Source organism: Entomomonas sp. E2T0 (assembly GCF_025985425.1).
Lineage (GTDB): Bacteria > Pseudomonadota > Gammaproteobacteria > Pseudomonadales > Pseudomonadaceae > Entomomonas.
Genome location: NZ_CP094972.1, coordinates 2,569,581 through 2,592,888 on the forward strand (window position 1 = coordinate 2,569,581; position 23,308 = coordinate 2,592,888).

Sequence of the window (23,308 nt, forward strand, 5' to 3'; positions counted from 1 at the left end):
GATTCATTAAGAAATATATTAAGTTTTTCTTTAAGTTAACTAAAGGTGCAACCTTAATAAATAACTAATATTTACAATACAATCAGGAGTAATACCTGCATGTCAGCAAACTATCAAACGACAGTAACATTTATACTGTACATTATTTTAATGATCATAATTGGGCTGTACGCCTACCGTTCTACAAAAAACTTTGATGATTATATTCTAGGGGGAAGAAGTTTAGGTAGTTTAGTCACTGCCCTTTCTGCAGGCGCATCGGATATGAGCGGCTGGTTATTAATGGGTTTACCTGGTGCTATTTACTTATCAGGCTTATCAGAAGCGTGGATTGCCATTGGCCTAACAATAGGTGCATGGCTCAATTGGTTATTTGTTGCTGGAAGATTACGTGTACATACTGAACATAACCATAATGCATTAACCTTACCTGATTATTTTACTACTCGCTTTGATGACCATACTCGTTTATTACGTATTTTTTCAGCCCTTATCATCTTAATTTTCTTCACTCTTTATTGCGCATCAGGTGTTGTTGCAGGAGCTCGATTATTTGAAAGTCTCTTTAACTTAGCCCCTTTAGCAGAAGCACTTCATTTAACACCCTATACAGTTGCTATGTTATTAGGTGCAACCGCCACTATTATTTATGTCTGTATTGGTGGATTCTTAGCTGTTAGTTGGACTGATACTGTACAAGCTACATTAATGCTATTTGTACTGCTATTAACACCTGTTTTCGTTATTCTTTCTTTATCTGACTGGAACTCCACTGTTCAAACCATTGAAACAGTAAGAGAAAATATTGATGTATTTAACCTGTTTGCAGTAAAAGGAGATACGGTTCTCATTAAAACTATTGCCATTATTTCTCTAGCGGCTTGGGGACTAGGTTATTTTGGACAACCACATATCCTTGTACGCTTTATGGCAGCAGACTCAGTAAAAAATATTCCTAATGCTCGCCGTATTGGCATGAGCTGGATGATTCTTTGCTTAGGTGGTGCTGTTTCTGCTGGCTTCTTTGGTATTGCTTATTTTGCAAACAATCCTGACTTGCCTGGCGCTGCGATTGTAGCAAAGAACTCTGAATATGTTTTTATCGAGTTAAGTAAAGCATTATTTAATCCATGGATTGTTGGTATCGTTCTATCAGGTATTCTAGCAGCTGTAATGAGTACTTTAAGTTGCCAACTATTAGTTTGCTCTAGTGCTTTAACAGAAGATTTCTATAAACCATTCTTACGTAAAAGTGCTTCTCAAAAAGAATTGGTTTGGGTGGGACGTGCAATGGTATTAGTTATTGCCCTTGTTGCTATCTTCTTAGCACGTGACCCTGATTCTAAAGTACTTGGTATGGTTAGCTATGCATGGGCAGGTTTTGGTGCTGCTTTTGGTCCTGTGATTTTATTATCATTGCTCTATCGCAACATGACTAAAGAAGGTGCATTAGCGGGTATGATTATTGGTGCAGCGACAGTATTGATATGGAAACAATATGGCTGGTTCAACCTTTACGAAATTGTTCCTGGTTTTATCTTAGGTATTATTGCTATTTTTGTTGGTAGTAAATTAACTAAACCTACAGAACGTATGTTAAAGCGTTTTGATGAAGCAGAAAAAGAATATAAAACCTTAACAGGTAAATCTTAATTTTATAAGAAAAAGCAGATAGAATTATCTATCTGCTTTCTTTATTTATGATTTTTATCATATTTTTACTTTATTCCCCGCTCTAAACCCAGTATCATATTTCTCCTTATTATTTACCCCCCTTAAATAATGTTAGTTACTTTTCCTCGTATTGGCCCCTATCAACTAAGTGGCCGTCTTATACTCGCTCCTATGGCAGGTATAACTGATCGGCCACAACGCATGCTATGTCGCCGTTTTGGTGCCGCATTAGCTGTATCTGAAATGGTAACAAGTGATACACGTCTATGGAACAGTAACAAATCAAAACATCGCTTACCTCATCAAGATGATTTAGAACCTAGAGTAATTCAAATAGCTGGCACTGAACCAGAACAAATGGCTAATGCTGCTAAAGCTAATGTTGCATTGGGTGCACAAATCATTGATATCAATATGGGATGTCCTGCCAAAAAAGTGTGTAATAAAGCCGCAGGTTCAGCCTTAATGAAAGATGAAAAATTGGTTGAGAGTATTTTGCAAGCAGTAGTAAAAGCTGTTAATGTGCCTATTACTTTAAAAATGCGTACTGGTTGGGATAGCTCAAATAAAAATGCGCTGACTATTGCTAAAATAGCAGAGCAATCTGGCATTAAAGCTATCGCAATACACGGTAGAACCCGTACAGACTTATATAATGGAGAAGCTGAATACGATACTATTGCAGAAATAAAACAGCAAATTAACTTACCTATTTTTGCAAATGGTGATATTGCCTCTCCAGAAAAAGCACAATTTGTATTAAACTATACAAAAGCAGATGCTTTGCTTATTGGTAGAGCCGCGCAAGGTAATCCATGGTTATTTAGGGAAATTAATTATTTTTTAGAAACTGGGCATTATTATTCTTCCCCTACCTTTACCGAAAGAAAGCAAGTAATGTTAGAGCATTTAACAGCCTTACACATCCTTTATGGTGAAGCTATGGGAATGCGGATTGCAAGGAAACATATGGGTTGGTACTTGTCTTACCTACCCGAAGGTATAGTTTTTAAACAGCAATTTAATCAACTAGAATCCGCGCAAGAACAATATACCTATATTAAAAATATTTTTACTCAATGAACTACTTAGAACATGATAAACATGAAGGACTTAGACAGATGGTAACAAGTACTGTGCACAAAGCTGTACCACTCAGTACAAACTACATAGAAGGTCAAACTTTACGCAGCTGCGTTGAAAAAGCACTACAAACATATTTTGCTCAGCTTGATGGACAAAATACTATCGATCTTTATGATTTAGTTTTATCAGAAGTTGAAGCCCCCCTCTTTGCTACTGTTATGGAATATGTAAAGGGTAATCAAAGTAAAGCTTCAGAACTTTTGGGTTTGAATCGTGGTACATTACGTAAAAAATTAAAGCAATATAACTTACTTTAATTTTCATAAATTATAACTTCTAACTTGATGGACTGATCATGACTGACCAAACAATGCGTCTTCCTGTTCGTCGTGCACTTATTAGTGTATCTGATAAAACAGGTATTGTTGAATTTGCCAAACAACTTAGTGAACTTAATGTAGAAATTTTATCTACAGGTGGGACTTACAAGTTATTAAAAGATAATGCAATTAATGCTAAAGAAGTGGCGGAATATACAGGCTTTCCTGAAATGATGGATGGCCGTGTTAAAACCCTTCATCCCAAAATACATGGGGGTATTTTAGGTCGTCGTGGTACAGATGATGCAGTAATGCAACAACATCAAATTGACCCTATTGATATGGTTGTAGTTAACCTCTATCCATTTGCAGCCACAGTAGCAAAGTCTGACTGTGACTTACCAACAGCGATTGAAAATATTGATATTGGCGGCCCAACAATGGTGCGTAGTGCTGCTAAGAATCATAAAGATGTTGCAATTGTAGTAAATCACCAAGATTATTCTGTACTTATTGATAGTCTAAAACAAGGTGGTTTAACTTATGCAGAACGTTTTGGTTTAGCATTAAAAGCTTTTGAACATACTGCTGCTTACGATGGTATGATTGCTAACTATCTGGGTACTATTGATCAAGCTTCTGAGACATTAACTACCCAACATCGTATTGAATTCCCACAAACCTTTAATATGCAATTTATTAAAGCTCAAAATCTACGTTATGGGGAAAACCCTCATCAAAAAGCTGCTTTCTATGTAGAGGCCAACCCTGATGAAGCTTGCATTGCCACAGCAAAACAAGTTCAAGGCAAAGAACTGTCTTATAATAATATTGCTGATACTGATGCCGCATTAGAGTGTGTAAAAAGCTTTGTAAAACCAGCCTGTGTAATTGTAAAACACGCTAATCCTTGTGGTGTTGCGGTAGTTCCAGAAAATGAAGGTGGTATCCTTAAAGCTTATGATCTAGCTTTTGCAACAGACAGTGAATCAGCGTTTGGTGGCATTATCGCTTTTAACCGAGAGCTAGATGCAGCAACTGCTAAAGCTATTGTTGATCGTCAATTTGTGGAAGTCATTATTGCTCCAAAAATTAGCGAAGAAGCAAAAGCTGTGGTAGCTAGTAAAGCCAATGTACGTTTACTAGAATGTGGTCAATGGCCTGCCGAACGCCCAAGAGATTTAGACCTTAAACGTGTTAATGGTGGACTTTTAGTACAAACACGCGATATTGCAATGATTACTACTGACGATCTAAAAATAGTCACTAAACGCACTCCTACTGAAAAAGAAATTCACGATCTTATTTTTGCATGGAAAGTGGCTAAGTTTGTTAAATCTAATGCCATTGTTTATGCTAAAAACCGCCAAACAATAGGTGTTGGTGCTGGCCAGATGAGCCGTGTAAACTCTGCTCGGATTGCTGCTATCAAAGCCGAACATGCTGGCCTAGAAGTTAAAGGCGCAGTAATGGCTAGTGATGCTTTCTTCCCATTCCGTGATGGTATTGATAATGCTGCAAAAGTAGGTATTGCTGCCGTTATTCAACCTGGTGGATCAATGCGCGATCAAGAAGTCATTGATGCTGCTGATGAAGCAGGTATCGCTATGGTATTTACAGGAATGCGCCATTTCCGTCACTAATCTAATAGGAGCTAGACAATGAATGTATTAATCATCGGTAGTGGTGGTCGTGAACATGCTTTAGCGTGGAAAGTAGCGCAAGACTCACAAGTAGAAAAAGTATTTGTAGCACCTGGTAATGCAGGTACAGCTATTGAGGACAAATGTGAAAACGTAACCATTGATGTATTAGCATTAGAAAAACTCGCTGACTTTGCCGAAGAAAATGTCGATTTAACTATTGTTGGCCCTGAAGCTCCTTTAGTTAAAGGTGTAGTAAACCTATTTAGACAACGTGGTTTAAAATGTTTTGGCCCTACTGCTGAAGCAGCACAATTAGAAGGTTCGAAAGCCTTTACTAAAGATTTCTTAGCTCGCCATAATATTCCTACTGCCAGTTATCAAAACTTCACCGAAGTTGAACCTGCTCTTGCTTATTTAAAAGAAAAAGGTGCGCCTATTGTAATTAAAGCGGATGGTTTAGCTGCTGGTAAAGGTGTTATCGTTGCTATGACCTTAGAGGAAGCAGAAGCTGCTGTTAGAGACATGCTTTCTGGTAATGCGTTTGGTGATGCTGGGGCACGGGTTGTTATTGAAGAGTTTTTAGAAGGTGAAGAAGCCAGCTTTATTGTAATGGTTGATGGCGAACATGTGTTACCAATGGCAACCAGTCAAGACCATAAACGCGTAGGTGATGGTGATACTGGCCCCAATACAGGTGGTATGGGTGCTTACTCTCCTGCCCCTGTAGTCACTGCTGAAGTTCATCAACGAGTAATGGATGAAGTTATTTATCCTACTGTTCGTGGCATGGCCAAAGAAGGTAATATATACACTGGTTTCCTTTATGCAGGATTAATGATTGATAAAGCAGGTACGCCAAAAGTTATCGAGTTTAACTGCCGTTTTGGTGACCCTGAAACGCAACCTATTATGTTGCGTTTGCAATCTAGCTTAGTAGATTTAGTAGAAGCTGCTTTAGCAAAACAACTAAATACAACAACAGCAAATTGGGATAATCGTTGTAGCTTAGGTGTAGTGCTAGCTGCTGCTGGTTACCCTGCTGACTATCCAAAAGGTGATGAGATTACTGGTCTAGATTTAGCTGTCGCTAATAATGGTAAAGTATTCCATGCAGGCACAGCCTTAAAAGATAGTAAAGTAGTCACTAGTGGCGGTCGCGTACTTTGTGCTACTGCTCTAGGTAATACAGTATTAGAAGCGCAACAAAATGCTTATCAATTAGCTGAAAAAATTAATTGGAATGGCTGCTTCTATCGTAAAGATATTGGTTATCGTGCAATTGCTAGGGAACAAAACAAATAGATTATAAAAAAGGTAGCTAATTAGCTACCTTTTTTATTGCTCAATACTTAACTAATCTTTTGCAAATCTTGATCTACAATTAATAAATCTTTATTGTCAGAGTGGCTCTTAAAAATCTCGACTACACTCTCTAAACGTTGCCAATCTTCAGCACTAATAACTTGCTTTGCCTTAAATGGAATCACTTCATTACGATATCCTAAGCATACTGGATTTGGCATAAAATCTTGATAATAGTCAGTTGGCCCTTGACTACAAACACAAACACCTGCCAACCTACTCCCTTCTTTAAATTTTCCTACAGCCTTTTTAAAAGTAACCACTTTCACTCCCCAACGTGGAAGCTGATTTTTTGTTTTCATTAAGGGAGCCATAAAAAGAGCTTGGTAACTATCTTTTTCCACTTTAATAATACCTGGAATAATAGTACCTAAGTTAAAAGCAATGGTGCTAAAAAAACGATTAACAACATTAGTTACTTGTGTCCCTATAGTACTCAAAAACACCCCTATAATACCTATAATAAGAGGTGTCCATAGCCAATTAATCGTAAATAACCATGCGGCTAAGCCAATGAGCAATAATCCTGCTATTTTTAATACCCAACCTAATAATTTGGGCCTATTTGTACCTTTTTGTTTAATTGCAAATTGTTTTAAACGATTCATATCAAGCAAATTACTAGCAAGATTTAATCTACCATTTGTAACAGGCGCATCTGGATTAACATCTATAGGTTTACCAATTTTATGAATACCATAAAAATCTTCATTAAGAATACTTTCAACACGTTCCGCTTGTTCTTGTTGGTTATTTAAAATATATAACATTAATTGGTATTCTAATGCTTTCGCTACAATAACTTGCTCTTCTACATCGATTACATTGCTATATTTATCTATAAATATTTGTAGTTGTTCAATAACTGCAGCATATTGTTGCTGATCTTTAGTATCTTTAACTTGATAAAAATGTTTCTCAAGCCAAGCAAAACCATCACGCATTGTATACCCCTACATTAACTTCTATAAAATAAAAAAACACCATTGTTTTAAATGACAATGGTGTTTTTTACATAAATACCTCTTAACGCTCTAAATACTGTAGTTTATCTTTTACACCATCCCACTCTTCAGCATCAGGCAATTGATCTTTCTTCTCTGTAATATTTGGCCATGTAGCCGATAGCTCAGTATTTATCTCAACAAACTGTTGCATATTCTCAGGTAATTCATCTTCTGAAAAAATAGCTTTAGCAGGACACTCTGGCTCACATAAAGCACAATCTATACATTCATCTGGATTAATAACTAAAAAATTAGGCCCTTCATAAAAACAATCAACAGGGCAAACTTCTACACAATCTGTGTATTTACATTTAATGCAATTATCAGTAACAATAAAGGACATTCAATTTCTCCTAACGCTCACGGCAGCGGACGCAATTTTAACAGTTTTTATAACAACTTTGGCAGATTGTGCCCATATTTTTAGTTATATTATTATAATCAATTTTTCGATTATAACATTTTTAATAAGTAGTTAGGCTATTAGCTGAGCTGCCTAAATGTAATATTAATACGTTGCTCACCCAGTAATGGATGATTATTGCTCTTAATAGGTAACACACCATGAAATCGCAATCTATCCACTCCACCCCACACTAAAACATCTCCATGGGATAATACGAGTTTTTCTGTTTGATCCGTTCGTTTTAACCCACCCCACTGAAAAGTAGCTGGAATACCTAAAGAAAAAGAAACAATAGGTGCATTTAAATTTTTCTCATCTTTATCTTGATGAAGTGATAATTTACTTCCTATAAGATAGCGGTTGATTAGACAACCATCTGGTTGAAAATTAGGATAACCTGCTAAACCTGCTGCTTGTACAGCTAACTCTCTAAATAAACTAGGCATATTAGGCCAATGGCGCTGAGTGATCGGATCTTGTTGACTATAATGATAACCTTTTAAATCAGTTACCCAACCAACATTCCCACAATTAGTCATACCCACTGACATTTTATGACCATTGGGTGTTAACATTTTTCTAAAGGGAGCTTGTTTGGTTATTGTCTCTATTTCAGTAATGATTTCAGCAGTATACTCATTAATAAAATGACGAATTAGTAGTGTCCCTTCACCTAATCTTATTTGATTAAGTTCCTCATCATTTTCAAATAAATCATCTGTTATCATCTACGCTAACATACACTTTTATTTTCTTGTTTGTCTACAAGAAAACTATAACTCAGGGTATAAAACATACCTCTCACCATGCTGAACTCGCTTAAACGTAACCCCAAAAGTTTGATCTAATAATGGATTATTAATAAGCTGATCAGTACTACCATAAAAAACTACTTCTCCCTTATTTAGTAGAATGACTTTTTTAAAGTAGCGAAAAACTAAATCTAACTCATGCAAGCAAATAATGGCTAGTTGCTGTTTACCATACTCTACGAGCTGTTCAACTAATTGTAGACGATGTTTAATATCTAAGGCAGCACCAGGCTCATCAGCTACTAATAAAGGAGGATTACCCATTAAAGCCATTGCAGCTAATACCCTAGCTCGTTCCCCCCCTGACAAAATATCCCAATGACTATCCAATAAAGTTTCTAACTCAAACTGCTGACAAGTATTGGTAATTACTTGTTGTGAAACCACATTGCGGCTTGCCGCAAGGCTAATCAATTCCAAAACTGTCTGATTCCAACAGGGATTAAAGCTCTGCGGAATATAACCTAACAATTGTGCTCGCTGCTTATTAGTGTATTTAGTAAAAACTTTATTATTAAGTAATAGCCTAGCATTTACATTAATTTCTTGAATACCTGTCAAACACTTTATTAAAGTCGTTTTTCCTGAACCATTAGGACCAATTAAAGCGATAGCACCCTGCTCAGCTAATTGTAGTGACTCTATATTGAGGATGGTTTTATTACCATAGCTAATGGCTAAATTGGCGATATCAATCATCGTTTATTCCGCCTAGCTAATAGCACAATAAATAAAGGTGTGCCTGCAATAGCTGTAATTACCCCTAAAGGAATTTCTCCTGGTGATAGTAAACTACGCGCTAAGGCATCTGCTAAAGTTACTAAAATAGCGCCAATAATAGTTGCTTGTGGTAATAATCGTTTATGTTGGCTACCACTTAACCAACGCGCTATATGAGGTGCCGCTAAGCCAACAAAACCAATAATGCCACCTAAGGCTACAGCACAAGCAGTAATAGCAGAACCCACTAATAATGCTAAGAGAATAAAACGATTAACGGATAATCCCATTGTGGTAGCCATATTTTCACCCAACCCTAATAAATCTAGGCCATGGGCTAGGCGTAATGCAATAACTAAACCCATTATAAAAAGACCAGTGGCAATAATAAGCCCTGTCCAACTGGGAGTCTGAATACCCCCCATAAGCCAACTTAAAACTACTTGCAAACTAATAGTTTCATTAGAAAGCGACATCATTAAAAACGAACGTATCGCACTTAACATGGCACTAATGGCAACACCTGTTAATAATAAGGTAGTAACATCTAACGAACCCGTTAACCTTGCAATACTTAACACTAATAAAATAGTGGCAAAAGCGCCAACAAAAGAAAATAAGGGTAGGCTAATAGCCATGGGGATTGCTAATGGAACTAATAAAGCAATAGTAGCACCCACTGCGGCACCACCCGATGCACCTAATAACCAAGGTTCGGTTAGCGGATTACGAAATACTCCCTGAAAAATAGCGCCACTCAATCCCAACAAACCACCTACTAAGGCAGAGGTCAATACTCTAGGCAAACGCCACTGTGCTAGTAAACGAGCAGAAAGAGAATTATCACCCATTAATGCTTGCATAATTTCTATAGGATTAGCCCATGTATGACCTGCACAAATAGCTAGTGTTATAGTGAGTAACAAACAAATAAGCAATTTACCGTATAACTTCATTATTGCTTATCCCATTGTTGAAAAATTGTAGACAGTGATTCCACACCATCGATAACTCGTGGCCCAGAAATTAATAACTCCGCGCGTGAAACAGCTCTTACAAAACCTGTTTTAACTGCTTTCAACTCACCCCACCCCACTACACCTTTACTTAATTCTGCTAACTCTGTATCACTGCCAGCAAATAAAATAATATCAGGATCAGTTGCTAAAATAACTTCTGGCGATACTTGATTTAACTGGGGTAATACAGAACTATTTTCATCCAACACTAAACAACCACCTGCCTTAAGTACAATATCTGCAGTATAAGCATTTACTGAAGAAGCATAACGCCTTGCTACTAGCAATAAGCCATTACCTACTCTGCCTGTAATTAATATCACCTTAGGACAATGGGATAATTTTGACACAGCTTTTAATCTTTGCTGTATTGAAGCAACAAGCTGTTCACCTGTTTTGGGTACACCTGTAATTTTGGCAATTAATAAGATATTTTGCAGAATAGTATCAATCGAACCACCATTAACTACTAGACTAGTTACACCTAGTTTATCTAGTGCAGGAATAAGCTGATGGGTAGCTTGCCGAGCGGGAGTCATAATTACTAGATCAGGACTTTGTGCCACTATACTATCTAATGAAAACCCCAATCGCCCACCAATTTTTGGCACATCTTTAATACTATCAGGATAATAAGTATAACCATCAATTCCTATAATTAGTTTACTTAATCCTAAAGCTGCCACTATTTCTGTATTAGAAGAAAATACTGTAACAATACGTTGTGGAGCTTGTTGCATAACCACAGTTCGCCCCATAGCATCAACTACTTGTACTGGAAAATCTGCGGCATAGTTGGAATAACTACTTAACCACAGCACCCCAACTAGCAACAACTTAGACCATTTAAAAACGGTAGGTACTGCCCACATATACTGCTCTACCCATCATTGAAGTACCTAACCCACCATTAGAAGCAGCAGGATCTAGAATATAAGGCTTTTTATCAATAGCGATAAAAATAGGATGTTGGTTTTTATCAAATAGATTATTTACTTCAGCGAATACAGTTAAATTCTTATAAACCTCTACCTCACCTTTTATATTCCACACCATAAAAGGTGACTTACGGTGAATATAATTGCGATACGGTTCAGCACCAGCGATTAAACGCTCTTCAGTATCATACCACATAGGACCACGTAAAATTCCTGTTACTTGAATAAACCAAGGATAAGCTACTTCCCTTTGTCCAAATCTATTGGCTATCGATGCTTGATACTGATACATACGTTGTACTTTATCAGTATTGCGATCTTTCGCTCCTTTATCTTCCATATGGAAATTCCAAGCACCGTTTGCCTCGACATTCCATTGCCAATTATTCTGCCAACTTAGTAACTCATGCATCATAAAGCGGCTGTTTACTTCTATCCCTCTTACGACCACATCATCAGGATTATTGACATAATCTGATATATTACTGGTGTTACTACGTGGCTTGGTAATAATACGATCCTTAATTTTATTCTCAAAGTAAACCACATCTACCAACCAGCTATCACCTGAAAAAACAGCTCCTAATTCATACTGTTTGTTGGTTTCTGGCTTAAGTCCTGGTGTACCATAAATTTGTGAACCAGCTAAAGTGGTATAATCTGCACCCAACTCTGATGCTGTAGGTGCTCTAAATCCAGTCCCCATACTGGCTTTTAAATTTAGCCAATCGGTGGCTTGAAAGTTTAATCCTGTACTCCAAGTAGTTTTATAATAATGGGTAGAACCAGTTTGCTGATTTTGCAGATAAGGTGTTCTATCATAATAGGTTTTACCATCTGTATAACGAGCACCTGCTTTAAAAACTAACCGATCATCAAGAAATCGTTGAGCATCTTCAAAGTATAAAGCATACATTTTTTCTCTTTGATTATTGTCATAAGGCGATACTTGAGTCATTGGCGCACCATTTAAGCCAACTCTATAACGTGTAGAACGCAATTTATTCTTTTCTAGATCGGCACCTAATAACAAGGTATTGCTACTGGTTAAATCAACCTCTGGTTGAAACTTAAGTCCTACTGCACTTAATTTACGTTTATTATGGTCAAGGCTAGTACCTGCTGTACTTGGGGACGCCCATTTAAAATCATCAACATCTTCAAACCAATAATTATGTAGTTTCCAGCGGAGTCGATCACTATCAGTGCCATGTTTCCAAATAAGATCCGCTGATTTATTATAACGATCTTCTTTTGCATGATAGTTAGCGGCTGAACCACGAAAACCTACATCATAAACACCATCTTTACGTACGGATAAATCCACTAAATTAGTTTCATCAAGCTGCCAGCTAAAAGCACCTGTAAAACCATGTCGTTTCCAACTGGTATTATGCTGCTTACCACCACCTTGACCAGCATCATAATCATTTTGGGTAGCGCTATTGAAACCAAAATAGCCAGTAAACTGTCCATCTTCGCTTTGCCAACCATATTCGCCATGCCCATACGCTAGCCCAAAGGAGCCTCCTTTTAAAGTAACCTTGCCGCCTTTGGTGTTATGACCATTTTTCATAATGATATTGATAACCCCACCAATGGCTTGGCTACCATAGATAACTGAGGCGGGGCCACGAACAATTTCAATTCGATACACATCACTGGGTGATAACTTAGATAAGTTGGCTGTGCCTGCCCTACGACCATTGATTAGCACTAAAACTTGGCTTTTAAAATCTTTGCCCTGTCCATCAGTAGATGCACCACGAATATTGATTGATGTTTGCCCTGGCGTCCATTCACTAAAAAAGCCTACTGCATTCTCAGCCAATAAACTGGTCAAATCAGACGCACTAGAGCGTGCTATCTGTGCTTGATCGATAACTTGTACGGTTGAGGTAGCACTTTTTAAATCCTCGTAACGTGCCGAAGCAGTAACAATAACTGGATCTAAAATTAATAAATCATCCTCCCGTTTGGTCTCCTCTGCCATTAATGGTGTAGAACATATTCCCATTACCCCAATAATAACTACTCTTTTAAGTATCATATTCTTTACCTTTAGCTATAACAATAATGCAAAAGGTAGGTATTTTTATAAAATAAAAAGCCTGACTGTAAACAGGCAGGCTCTTAAGGCAATCAATAGCATTATAATCACCTATACAGCAAGTGATTATAATAAAAATTATTGCTTTCCTTCCCACCGAAGAAAAAATCAAGGTATTTAAACAGGTCTTCTGGCTTAGCCTCATCCTCACCTGACTCTTCCCAGATTAATATCCAGTGAGCTTACTCAGGTTCGTCAGCATTACAGCAGCGGGGGCTGCGGAGGAATTACACCTCACTTCCGAAGTTATTTATACTTAACCTATAAACACTTCATTATTTAAATACAGACTTTGAATAATAATACACATTATTATTTTCAATAGTGTTGTATAAAATCAATTTAAGTATTTTTAATAGGTTAGTATTATCAATAATATAGTTCAATTATTTATATAGTAATGATAAATTTATGATGGTAGATTTCTAAAGAACAAAGCAATGGAACGGCTGTATTCACCATTGCTTATCCTAATTAAAACTACTTAATTTTCTTTTGCCATCCGTATAATAATTCTAAGGCTTTGAAAGGTGTTAACTCATTTAGATTAATCATTGCCAACTCTTCTATGACTGGGTGAGTTGGCGTACTAAATAAGTCCGCCTGAATAGGTGTTGCAACAGTAGCTTCGATATTATTTACTAATGTTTGACTAGCAACAGTCGTATCTATAGCAGTAGCTTCCAACTTAGCTAAATGGTCTTTTGCCCTATTAATTACAGCTTGTGGTACACCTGCTAATTTGGCTACTGCCAAGCCATAACTTTGACTAGCTGGCCCTGCTATTACATGATGCAAAAACACAATAGTATCGTTATATTCTGCGGCTTTAAGATGAACATTTGCTACATTTGCTAGAGTTTCCGGTAAGGTAGTTAACTCAAAATAATGCGTTGCAAATAAGGTGAAAGCTTTTAGTTTAGCTAAATATTCAGCTGCCGCCCATGCTAATGAAAGCCCATCAAAAGTACTGGTGCCACGCCCTACCTCATCCATTAATACTAAACTTTGCTCAGTGGCATTGTGTAAAATATTAGCTGTTTCTGTCATCTCCACCATAAAGGTAGAACGACCGCCCGCCAAATCATCACTTGAGCCAATACGAGTAAAAATCCTATCTACTAAGGAAAGTTTACAAGTTTGTGCAGGCACATAACTACCAATATGAGCTAATAATACAATTAACGCTGTTTGTCGCATATAGGTAGATTTACCACCCATATTAGGCCCTGTAATAACCAGCATTCGGGTTTGATCATTTAATGTAAGATCATTAGCTACAAAGGGAGTATCAAGCACTTGCTCTACAACTAAGTGGCGACCCTGTTCAATAGCGATACCTGTTTCTTCTACAAATTCAGGGCAATTTAAATTTAGGTTTAATGCCCGCTCTGCTAAATTACAGAGTACATCTAATTTTGCTACCGCCTCTGCTGTTTTCTGTAATGGCTGTAATTGTAGAATAAGCTTTTCTATTAACTCATCATAAAGTGCTTTTTCTCTGGCTAAAGCACGGCTCTTAGCAGATAGTGCTTTATCCTCAAACTCTTTTAACTCAGGAGTAATATAACGCTCGGCACCTTTTAAAGTTTGCCGACGAATATAGTCAACGGGAATTTCAGCATTACCAGCTTGAACTTTAGAAATTTCAATATAATATCCATGAACACGGTTATACCCTACTTTTAAGGTGGCTATACCTGTTCTTTCTTTTTCCCGAACTTCTAAATCCATTAAGTATTGACCTGCATTTTCACTGATATTGCGCAGATCATCTAGCTCTTGATCATATCCTTCTGCTAATACGCCTCCCTCACGAATTACCACGGGTGGATTTTCAATAATAGCTTTTTGTAAGGTAGCTGATAACTCAGGGTACTCTGTAATATATTGAGTGAGCTTTTGTAATTTGCTATTTTCTAAACAGGTTACTTTTGCTTGTACCGCAGGCAAAATGATCAGTGAATCACGTAGTTTAGCTAAATCCCTTGGTCTCGCATTACGTAGACCTATTCTAGCTAATATCCGCTCCATATCCCCTATTTCTTTTAATAGTGGCTGGATAGGTTCAAAACAATAGTTATCTAATAAGCAAGCAATAGCCGCTTGTCTTGATTGAATAACGTTAATTTGGCGTAACGGCTTATTTAACCATCGAGCCAGTAAACGACTTCCCATGGTTGTTTGGCAACGATCTAGTACTGCTAACAGGGTATTATCTAAACCACCATTGAGATTAGTATCTATTTCTAAATTGCGTCTACTTGCACTATCTAAAATTACGCTGTCTTCTATACGCTCATGGTGAAGCCCCTGAATATGGGGTAACGCTGTACGTTGCGTTTCTTTCGCATAGATAAGTAAACAACCTGCCGCACCAATAGCTAACTTTAAATGTTGACAACCAAACCCTGCTAGATCTTGTGTGCCAAATTGCTCACAGAGTCCTTTAAAAGCAGTATCTCTATCAAAATCCCAAATCGGCCGACGATGTGCTCCCTTACGTTTTTCAATCGGTAAGCCCATAGGCCAATCGTCTGGATACAACAGTTCAGCAGGATTTAATCTTTCTAACTCTCCTAATAAACTGTCCCATCCTTGTAACTCTTGAACAGAAAAACGACCACTAGCAATATCTAATACAGCTATACCAAAGCATTTTTCATCACCCAGTACAGCAATTAATAAATTATCTCTTCTATCTTCTAATAACGCTTCATCTGTTACTGTACCAGGGGTAATAATACGAACTACTTTACGCTCTACAGGCCCTTTACTGGTAGCAGGATCTCCCACCTGTTCACAGATAACGACAGATTCCCCAAGCCTTACCAATTTAGCTAAATAACCTTCTACCGAATGAAAAGGTACACCAGCCATAGGAATGGGATTACCTGCTGAATTACCACGAGCCGTTAAGGTAATATCTAGTAGCTTAGAAGCTCTTTTGGCATCTTCAAAAAATAGCTCATAGAAATCTCCCATTCGATAAAACAATAATTGACTTGGATAGTCCTGTTTTATCCCTAAGTATTGTTGCATCATAGGAGTATGTGAAGAGAAATCGATTTTATCCATTAATAGAAAACCATTTTTATTCGCTAGTTATGATTTGAACTGTTTAGTATAGACTAATACCATAGATAACAATTAAGAAATTATAAATGATTTTAAAAACAAAGATCTTTTTATTTTTACACTTATAAATAAGAAACTCATAATCCATAAAACAATTTATGGACTATGAGAACTCATGTTAAATTAACTTATTCAAACATAGCATAATCATATTGACTTGCTATCAATTTTGCTCCACAACCTGTTTTCATCCCCTCAACAGCTACAGGAACACCTTTATGATCTAGGCAACCTGATCCCTCTACTATGCGGTAAACACCATCACATTTAGGACAGTCTACTAAATCACCAACACAAGCTACAGGCTGTCCTTTATATTCACATCCTGATAAACCTGTAATAACTTTACCACCATGATCTGTACGATCTCCCAATAAAATAACAGGTTTTATACATTTCTTACCAGCTGCGGCACCAACCAAAACTGCAGCACCAGCTACCAATGGCGGAAGAGCAACAGCACCTATTACTGCACCAGCTGCAGCGGTAGTAACGGCAGCTTTTGCAACAACTGCAGTAGCGGCAGCGGCAGCGATTTTAGCTAAAATCGCTGCTATTATTAAAGCTGTTATAGCGACACAAACAACAATAGCGGCTAATAAAATAACCAACGGAGCAGCCAAAATTGCCAAAGCTGCTAATAAAACTAAAATAATCAAAGCTGCCGCAGCAATTAAAATAATGGCTACAATAGCAGAAATTAGAGCATAAGCTGCTAGTAAAATTAGGGTCGCAACAAGCAACAAAGCCACTAATAAAATCAAAGCCAGAATCACAATACCTGGTGGTACAGTCACTGCAATTAATACCAGTAAAGCTAATAAAGCGGCCGCAGCCAATAAAACTAACGCAAGGGGTATGCTCAATCCTGGTAACAGTAAAGATATTGCTATAGCTAACGCTATTAATAAAGCGATGGCTGCAATCACAACAATTGCAGGTGGGGCAATAACAATGCCATAAGCTCCAATTACAATAATAGTAGCTAAAACTAATACACCTATTACTGTAGATACCGCCGCTATTAATATTGCAGGTGGTACTGCTAATATAGCTAATAAAATTAATGTATCAATTGCAACAATTCCAATTAAAATAGCTATAACTATTGCAGGTGGCGTAACAACAATGGCCAAGGTAATTAAAACTATACTTGCTAGTATAGTCGCTAATGCTTTTAAACTTAGCATACAGACACTCCAAGATTTCTATAAGTATTAATAACTATTTCATATATTTATTAACCAACTATAAAGATAAATACCGATACAAACCTGTATAGCCTATAGTTAGTTAATAAGTACTTATTCACTATCAATTAGAATTAACATGCTTTTGCCAGCATGTACTTACATTCCGTTTATAGTGTTTAATAGTTTGTTTTTTCTTTTTATGTCTGAATCTTAAAGCTTTGAGTTTTTCCTCAAAATAAATATAGTTTTCACTTTTTATGGTTTTAAGATTTTTTGAAGTTACATGCTCAGCACTGACTGTTAAAGTTGTATTAATTAAATCTAAACCACTATGATTAATAACTAAATGATGGTTTTTAACATTAACACATAAAGCATCTCCCACGCCTATTGGATTAACTTCATTAATAGGATTATGTGGATATTGATACAGGTTACTAATATTTGACCAATTTGTTGGATTCTGTGAATTATACCTTCCTAACTCAGGCAAATAATATCTATGATAATTGTAATAGAATCCTGATTCTTCATCCTCTAGCTGACCTTGAAAACGTATTGGTTGTTCAACTTTACTATCTAGATCAGTAATAGCTTTCCAATCATTTGGTTTAGCAGACCAAAGAACTTCACCAAACTCATTAGTCAGCCTAAGTGGTGTACCTAAATGATCTGTATGATAGAAAGCTATTCTCAAATCTTCATGGGTAAACTGTAACTCTTTAGGCAACTCAATATTTGCTTGCTCTATTTGACGGCGACTACGACGTAATTCTATAGGCACACTTATAGCCTTGTGTTCTATACGTAACATGGGAATAAACGTATTAGGTTGATACACAATTGTTCTTTCTTTATTATCTTTAGCTTCTGTACATAAATTATCACCATGCCAGCCATAACGTACTACATTTGTTACATTATTAGCTTTTACTACTTTCCGTATACGACGTGAAAATGGATCATAATAATAATCAGCATATAATTCCATATGACCATTATTAAGCTTTATAAACCGTGCTACTCTATTTAAAGCATCATATTGCAGTTGTATTTGACTTCCATCTTTACGGGTAATATGAGTCAAGTTACCTAGCTCATCATATTGATAGCGGTTATCGTTAAATTCTGTTATTTGGCTATTAAACCATTTTGCTTTAGTAGCTAGTTTATTTTTCTGAATATTAGGATGGTAATTTATATTTATAAGGTCATCAAAATCTCGATTACCTATATTTAAATCATATAATGTCGAGGATTGATGTACTCTTTTTTCTACTAATTCTTCTTGCTGATTTGGTATACACCAATTACCAGCTGGATCAAAGTGATATTGATATTTTTCAAGGTCATGCTTACTTTCTATCAGACGTCCAGAGTTATCATAAGAATAAAGTACATCAGGTAATAAATTGTCTTTAATTTGTTTGATATAACCTAGTTGATTATATTGATATTGTCTTTGCCAATCATGATTATTACCACTCATTGCCCATTTTGCTAACTGCCCTAATTCATTATAGGTAGTTTGTACTTTAAATAAGGGACTATTAGTTCCACTAAACGATACATTTCGGCTGACTTCACGATAGAGATTATCTCTTTCAAATAACATTTCTATCTGAGCAACTTGCAACCTTTGTAAATGGCCATTACCACAATAGTTCCAATCTATAGAGGGTGCATTATTATAGATGGTTGTTTGAGGATTATTTAATACATCATAACTTTGATCTACCTGATAATACCAGCTATCCTCAAGATGTGTTTGGTCTTCTTGAATAAGCCTACCAGCTTTGTCATAAGTAAAATTCAGCTTAACGAAAGGATTAATAGCTTGGGCTAATAATCCATCTTTACGCCATACAAAAATTTCGTTAATTTCCCCACAAGATTCTGTAGCAGATAATTTTCTTTCTACCAAACGCCCCATAACATCATAGCTATAATTAACTACTCTACCTGATGAATCTTTGGACTCTATCAGCTCATCCGCATCATTGTATTGATAATATTTTGCACTACCATCAAAATTATTAGTTTGAACAATACGTCCTAATTCATCATACTCAAAACTAGCTTTTGCATTATTCTGATTAATGACACTAACTAATTGACCTTTTTCATTATAAGTATAGTTAATTTCAAGCTTTGCTGGATCAATAACTTTTACCACATTGCCAAAATGATCATAAACAAACTGAGTTACTGATTGATCTACACTTATAATAGCATCACATTTACCCAAGTTATTATATTGATAATTAATTTCTGTTGTATCTGGTAACTGTACTTTAATTAAATGACCACTTGTATCATATTCAAATTTTGTGGTTTCCTGTTTAGCATTTGTTTCGCTGATTAAACGGCCTATAGAATCATATTGCTTTTTAGTTACCTTTCCTGCTGAATCAGTAAAACTAGCCAATTGCCCTAATTGATTCCATTCCAATTTAGAAATACCGCCACTAGCATCAATAATCTCACTTGGTAAATGTGGAATATCAGGATTATTGTATTGATAGCTTATAATAGCTCCTGTAGCTTCCGTATAGGTGACTAGATTACCCTTATTATCATAAGCCATCTCTATTGTTTGACCTTCAGGTGCTCTCACTTTACTTGGTTTACCTGTTACCACATCAAATTGGTAATGCCATTCCCCCCCATCAGGTTGAATAACTTGTGTAACATGACCATAATCATCTACTCGATTAACTTGTTTCCTACCTAATGAGTCTGTGGTTGCTACTAATCTTCCATAATTATCATATTCATATTCTATACAAGTACCATCAAAACGCTCATGTTTTGTCCAGCGTATTGCACCTTCTTTACCTGAAAAATGATAACGTTCAACTCTGTTAAAATTATCCCTCACTTCAGTATGATCATCACAATAACGGTAATAACGTGTTAAACCTTTATTTTCAGTTTGTTCAATGACTTTACCAAGAGCAGTATATTCATCCCACACATAACGGACCGTTTGGCCATTTGGTTTACTATGAGAAACCATAATATGATTTTCCCAAGTAAACATTCGAACTATATTATCTTTGGAATCTTTAATTAATTTTAAATCTCCATTCTCATAAAACTCATACTTTACTAACCACTCTACTTGTGGTGACTCAAGGCTAAGATTATTTATTTGTGTACCTTGTAAATCTAGACTATCTATTAATCCCACTGCGTCTAAACGATAGCCTGAATCCCCTTGATGTAATGTAGGATATTTTGTATTTAAAAACACATATAGTCGGTCTGCACTATCCTTAACCGTATTAATTAATCCTTGATTTGACCAATAAAACTCTGTTGTATGGCCATTACGATCAAAAATAGTTTGTAAGCGCCATTTATTGATAACTTTCTGAAATAAAAATACTTCAGTATCATAAAATATAAAGTAGGAATTAGCATCTTGTTGTAATTCAGATGGAATCACCTCCCAAGAATCATCCCAAGCTATGGCTAACTCAGAATAACCGCCCCGACGAATCCAAAACTGCTCACTACCAGAAAAGATTGCTTGGCCTGGCATTAAGCCACTAAATTGAATACGACGCCCGACCGAATCAATAACAATTGTTTGCTCTTCATTAATCTCTAACTCTATTCCTTCCGCCGGAATTGACCAACCTTGCCCTAAACTACCAACTCTTATATCTCTTGAGTTGTAACTACGGCTAAATACAAAAGGCATTGGTGCGGCTAATTTAAAATCTATTTCTTCTGGTAATACTTTACAACCTAAAATAGGATTAACAGGTGAACCAATTAATAAACTATGTGGGTGCATACTATTACTAACACCCTCGCCTTCATTTAAGATTGGCTGAGTAACAGGTATTTTAGGAAGAGGTATATCTGTATTAGGTGAATATTTTTGTCCTTGTCTGATTAAAGGGTTAGGAAATTTACCAGTCCAAGGAGTACCCACACCAGGAACCCCTACACCGAAATGGATTAATGGACTACTACTTACACCACTGGCGTCAATCTTAATAAAATGACCTGCAGCTTGCAGAGTCAATTCACTACCAGCATCGATCACTACCTTATTTCCAGCTTGAAGATGAATCTCATTATTAGCCAATAGCAAATAACTGTTATCAGCTTTCATATGCATATTACTACTGGTTGAAACAGATAAATCATTTAAAACTTGAACTCGACGTTCATTAGTAACTCGTAAATGATCTGAGCCTTGGATAAATTGAATACGATCATTACCAACATTATTAGTTTGATTATGCAAGACCTCTAAATTCATATCACGTTGTGCATGAATATAAATCTCTTCTTGAAATTTTTTATCCTCAATACGTAGCTCATTAGAACCTAAACCACCTTTAGAGCTATTGGTTTTAAACACTGATTTTGTTTTATTAGCAGGCAGATCATAAGGTAATTTATTAGTACCATTGTGAATACAACCAGTAATTAATGGTTGATCCGGATCCCCCTCAAGAAAGGTAATAACCACCTCCATACCAATACGAGGGATTGTAACAGCACCATAACCATTATGTGCCCAACTACTTGCCACACGAACCCAACAACTAGAGTTCTCGTTATAATCACCCTCCCTATCCCAATGAAATTGTACTTTTACTCGGCCATATTCATCACAATAAATTTCCTCCCCTTCTGGCCCAACTACTTTTGCCGTTTGACCTCCTAATACTTTTGGTTTTTGATGGTCTAATGCGGGTCGCCATACTACATCCCGAGGAGTAGCAGTAAAAATATTACGATAACCTTGCTCAAAATCATCAATAAATATAAATTCAAAATCATCATCTACAATATTTTTAAGCTTTGCTGTTTGCCCACTACCATATGCCTCAAGCACCTGTGGCTGCTTCCCTTGGTGACGAATATTATTGACTAGCCAAGGATCTGTTGCATCTAAACTCGGATGATCATCAATAGAAAAGAAATAACCAGAATGCAAATCAGGAACATCACTATATCCTTCAGCTAATACTTGATCCTTTCGTAATCTTTCAACAGCAATATTCGCTAAATACTTTGCCCTATTACCATTATCAAATCGACCAGGATAATCATAAAACTCAATATCAGGCTCTACAGCACCATTTGCTTTAATACTTTGCTTGCCTTCAACCTGTCCTTCAGGAATTTTAGTATTTTTAAAATTATAATCACGCCAGGTTGCACGTTTAGTTTTGCTTGTTAAATTTACATCAAATGCTTTAATTACAGGCTTATCTGCTACAAATCCATTATGAGCTACATAACGAATAGCTTCTTCAAGACTTGGAAAAATGGGCTGACTATCACCAAAAACCATTTTATGATCTGATAATGAATGTTCAAAATGATAATGAATACCTTCCTCTTCACAAAGGCGCTGGATAAAACAAGCATCTGTTTCATCATATTGTACACAGTATTCTCGTTCCGGATATTTAACTGGCCCCAAACGAAATTCGTGCTGCGTCCCTTCTAGAATGCCATATTCAGACAGTATTTGGGAAATAATTTGTGGTACGGTTTTGTGTTGAAATATTCGTTGATTATAACGTTTTTCAAGATGTTTGAACCTAGGCGTCAAAATAATACGATACTCTGCATACTCTCCACCTACAGGCCCTCTCCTAACTGATTCGATAACTCCATGAATGCCTTTCTTCTTATCTGGTGTAAAAGCAAGAAATGCTTGTCTATTTAACAATGTCGTAATATCAAATCTAACATTTTTATTAATTAAATTAATTTCAAAATGATAGGGTTTATTGATTGCTTCCTTGCCATCAAAGCTAAGTACTTGTAAGCCTGTATTCTCCATTCCCCCAATATCCAGAACAAAATGAACCTCACTAGCATTATGGAACATGCTATTCC

General features: G+C 36.4%; 15 protein-coding genes and 1 riboswitch. Of the genes, 5 read left to right on the forward strand and 10 right to left on the reverse strand.

Annotated elements, in window-relative coordinates; translation table 11 throughout:
* The first annotated feature begins 99 nt into the window (after positions 1–99).
* The 5 genes from putP to purD all read left to right on the forward strand — a co-directional run bounded on the left by putP (position 100) and on the right by purD (position 6,028).
* Positions 100–1,653, forward strand: coding sequence for a sodium/proline symporter PutP (gene putP / locus MTZ49_RS12385; RefSeq protein WP_264745848.1), 1,554 nt, complete (start codon positions 100–102; stop codon positions 1,651–1,653).
* 129 nt (positions 1,654–1,782) lie between these two features.
* Entirely contained in the window at positions 1,783–2,757 is a 975-nt protein-coding gene (dusB, locus tag MTZ49_RS12390) for a tRNA dihydrouridine synthase DusB (protein WP_264745849.1), read from the forward strand.
* Between the two features lie 38 nt (positions 2,758–2,795).
* Positions 2,796–3,077 (forward strand): DNA-binding transcriptional regulator Fis, encoded by a 282-nt coding sequence (gene fis, locus MTZ49_RS12395; RefSeq protein ID WP_264745850.1) that lies wholly within the window; start codon positions 2,796–2,798, stop codon positions 3,075–3,077.
* Positions 3,078–3,115: 38 nt separating this feature from the next.
* Positions 3,116–4,723: a bifunctional phosphoribosylaminoimidazolecarboxamide formyltransferase/IMP cyclohydrolase gene (gene purH / locus MTZ49_RS12400; RefSeq protein WP_264745851.1), complete on the forward strand. Its 1,608-nt coding sequence runs from the start codon at positions 3,116–3,118 to the stop codon at positions 4,721–4,723.
* Between the two features lie 18 nt (positions 4,724–4,741).
* On the forward strand, positions 4,742–6,028 hold the full coding sequence (purD, locus tag MTZ49_RS12405) for a phosphoribosylamine--glycine ligase (RefSeq protein ID WP_264745852.1): 1,287 nt from the start codon (positions 4,742–4,744) through the stop codon (positions 6,026–6,028).
* A gap of 47 nt (positions 6,029–6,075) precedes the next feature.
* On the opposite strand, the gene MTZ49_RS12410 is transcribed toward purD, so the two are convergent.
* The 10 genes from MTZ49_RS12410 to tssI form a co-directional block, all read right to left on the reverse strand.
* The gene (locus MTZ49_RS12410; protein ID WP_264745853.1) at positions 6,076–7,032 is read right to left on the reverse strand and encodes a DUF3239 domain-containing protein; all 957 of its coding nucleotides are present in this window, start codon (positions 7,030–7,032) and stop codon (positions 6,076–6,078) included.
* A gap of 82 nt (positions 7,033–7,114) precedes the next feature.
* Positions 7,115–7,438, reverse strand: coding sequence for a ferredoxin FdxA (gene fdxA, locus MTZ49_RS12415; RefSeq protein ID WP_264745854.1), 324 nt, complete (start codon positions 7,436–7,438; stop codon positions 7,115–7,117).
* 140 nt (positions 7,439–7,578) lie between these two features.
* Entirely contained in the window at positions 7,579–8,229 is a 651-nt protein-coding gene (gene alkB, locus MTZ49_RS12420) for a DNA oxidative demethylase AlkB (protein ID WP_264745855.1), read from the reverse strand.
* Between the two features lie 45 nt (positions 8,230–8,274).
* Positions 8,275–9,012 carry an ABC transporter ATP-binding protein gene (locus MTZ49_RS12425; RefSeq protein WP_264745856.1) on the reverse strand — a complete coding sequence of 246 codons (738 nt, stop codon included), beginning with the start codon at positions 9,010–9,012 and terminating at the stop codon, positions 8,275–8,277.
* On the reverse strand, positions 9,009–9,989 hold the full coding sequence (locus MTZ49_RS12430; protein WP_264745857.1) for a FecCD family ABC transporter permease: 981 nt from the start codon (positions 9,987–9,989) through the stop codon (positions 9,009–9,011). Before MTZ49_RS12430 ends, MTZ49_RS12425 begins: the two co-directional genes overlap by 4 nt.
* The gene (locus tag MTZ49_RS12435; protein WP_264745858.1) at positions 9,989–10,924 is read right to left on the reverse strand and encodes an ABC transporter substrate-binding protein; all 936 of its coding nucleotides are present in this window, start codon (positions 10,922–10,924) and stop codon (positions 9,989–9,991) included. Before MTZ49_RS12435 ends, MTZ49_RS12430 begins: the two co-directional genes overlap by 1 nt.
* Positions 10,899–13,040 carry a TonB-dependent receptor gene (locus MTZ49_RS12440; RefSeq protein WP_264745859.1) on the reverse strand — a complete coding sequence of 714 codons (2,142 nt, stop codon included), beginning with the start codon at positions 13,038–13,040 and terminating at the stop codon, positions 10,899–10,901. Before MTZ49_RS12440 ends, MTZ49_RS12435 begins: the two co-directional genes overlap by 26 nt.
* Positions 13,041–13,202: 162 nt before the next feature.
* Positions 13,203–13,390: riboswitch (cobalamin riboswitch) on the reverse strand.
* Between the two features lie 190 nt (positions 13,391–13,580).
* Positions 13,581–16,145: a DNA mismatch repair protein MutS gene (mutS, locus tag MTZ49_RS12445; RefSeq protein ID WP_413774193.1), complete on the reverse strand. Its 2,565-nt coding sequence runs from the start codon at positions 16,143–16,145 to the stop codon at positions 13,581–13,583.
* A 221-nt stretch (positions 16,146–16,366) separates the two neighbouring features.
* The gene (locus MTZ49_RS15825; RefSeq protein WP_413774150.1) at positions 16,367–17,428 is read right to left on the reverse strand and encodes a PAAR domain-containing protein; all 1,062 of its coding nucleotides are present in this window, start codon (positions 17,426–17,428) and stop codon (positions 16,367–16,369) included.
* 124 nt (positions 17,429–17,552) lie between these two features.
* On the reverse strand, positions 17,553–23,300 hold the full coding sequence (tssI, locus tag MTZ49_RS12455; protein WP_264745861.1) for a type VI secretion system tip protein TssI/VgrG: 5,748 nt from the start codon (positions 23,298–23,300) through the stop codon (positions 17,553–17,555).
* Between the last annotated feature and the right edge of the window lie 8 nt (positions 23,301–23,308).

Bases quoted from the DNA above. Each gene is read 5' to 3' on its own strand.
- MTZ49_RS12440 (WP_264745859.1), bottom strand. From the start codon at position 13,040: ATGATACTTAAAAGAGTAGTTATTATTGGGGTAATGGGAATATGTTCT.
- purD (WP_264745852.1), top strand. From the start codon at position 4,742: ATGAATGTATTAATCATCGGTAGTGGTGGTCGTGAACATGCTTTAGCG.
- MTZ49_RS12430 (WP_264745857.1), bottom strand. From the start codon at position 9,989: ATGAAGTTATACGGTAAATTGCTTATTTGTTTGTTACTCACTATAACA.
- MTZ49_RS12435 (WP_264745858.1), bottom strand. From the start codon at position 10,924: ATGTGGGCAGTACCTACCGTTTTTAAATGGTCTAAGTTGTTGCTAGTT.
- putP (WP_264745848.1), top strand. From the start codon at position 100: ATGTCAGCAAACTATCAAACGACAGTAACATTTATACTGTACATTATT.
- tssI (WP_264745861.1), bottom strand. From the start codon at position 23,300: ATGTTCCATAATGCTAGTGAGGTTCATTTTGTTCTGGATATTGGGGGA.
- MTZ49_RS12410 (WP_264745853.1), bottom strand. From the start codon at position 7,032: ATGCGTGATGGTTTTGCTTGGCTTGAGAAACATTTTTATCAAGTTAAA.
- fdxA (WP_264745854.1), bottom strand. From the start codon at position 7,438: ATGTCCTTTATTGTTACTGATAATTGCATTAAATGTAAATACACAGAT.
- fis (WP_264745850.1), top strand. From the start codon at position 2,796: ATGGTAACAAGTACTGTGCACAAAGCTGTACCACTCAGTACAAACTAC.
- alkB (WP_264745855.1), bottom strand. From the start codon at position 8,229: ATGATAACAGATGATTTATTTGAAAATGATGAGGAACTTAATCAAATA.
- MTZ49_RS15825 (WP_413774150.1), bottom strand. From the start codon at position 17,428: ATGCTAAGTTTAAAAGCATTAGCGACTATACTAGCAAGTATAGTTTTA.
- MTZ49_RS12425 (WP_264745856.1), bottom strand. From the start codon at position 9,012: ATGATTGATATCGCCAATTTAGCCATTAGCTATGGTAATAAAACCATC.
- purH (WP_264745851.1), top strand. From the start codon at position 3,116: ATGACTGACCAAACAATGCGTCTTCCTGTTCGTCGTGCACTTATTAGT.
- mutS (WP_413774193.1), bottom strand. From the start codon at position 16,145: ATGATGCAACAATACTTAGGGATAAAACAGGACTATCCAAGTCAATTA.
- dusB (WP_264745849.1), top strand. From the start codon at position 1,783: ATGTTAGTTACTTTTCCTCGTATTGGCCCCTATCAACTAAGTGGCCGT.